Source organism: Pedobacter sp. GW456-11-11-14-TSB4, from assembly GCF_059424425.1.
In genome coordinates this window covers 1-785 of the sequence record NZ_JBWKZK010000014.1, presented here as the reverse complement: position 1 = coordinate 785, position 785 = coordinate 1, and the positions used below count along the sequence as shown (strand labels likewise).

1 protein-coding gene is annotated in these 785 nt (G+C 52.7%); it reads right to left on the bottom strand.

The genetic code is table 11. The features are described 5' to 3' along the window. The coding region (locus AC07XU_RS18325) for a SprB repeat-containing protein (RefSeq protein WP_494945083.1) at positions 1-785 on the bottom strand (785 nt) is incomplete at both ends.

The following is a 785-nucleotide window of genomic DNA, read 5'->3' as shown; positions in this document are numbered from 1 at the left end:
AGATTGATCGCCCCATTTGAGCCGCCGTTGCATGAAACATTCGTTACAACCGTCGTTCCCGAAACGGACGAGGCAGGTTGGGTAATTGTCGCATTTACCGTTCCGGTACAGCCGTTCGCATCGGTAATGGTCACGCTGTATGTTCCAGCGACAAGGCCTGTTCTATCTTCGGTAGTTACTCCGCCGCTCCAGTTGAAGGTATAAGGGGCTGTTCCGCCTGTTGGCGTAAGGTTGATGGACCCATTTGAGCCGCCGTTGCATGAAACATTGGTTACCACAGTAGTGGCAGAAACCGCTGAGGTAGGCTGCGTAATTACGAATGACTGCGTCGAGGTGCAAGCATTCGCATCGGTAACGGTTACCGTCCAGGTGCCGGCAGTAAGGCCGCTAACACTTCTGGTACCGTCTCCGGTTGGATTGCCAGGTGCCCAGTTATAGGTATAGCCTCCCGCTCCACCTGTTGGTATGTTTATCGAAGCAGCACCATTGCTACCGCCGAAACAGGCAACATTAGTCTGAGAAGCTGGTGTAACTGTAAGCGCTGTTGGCTGGGTAACTATTATTCCACTTACCGTTCCGGTACAGGCGTTGGCATCGGTAATGGTCACGCTGTATGTTCCAGCGACAAGACCTGTCCTGTCTTCTGTAGTCGGACCTGCAGTCCAAGCAAATGTATAGGGAGCCGTTCCGCCTGTTGGCGTAAGGTTTATCGCCCCATTTGAGCCGCCGTTGCATGAAACATTCGTTACCACGGTAGTGGCAGAAATTGCCGTTGGTTGCGTAAT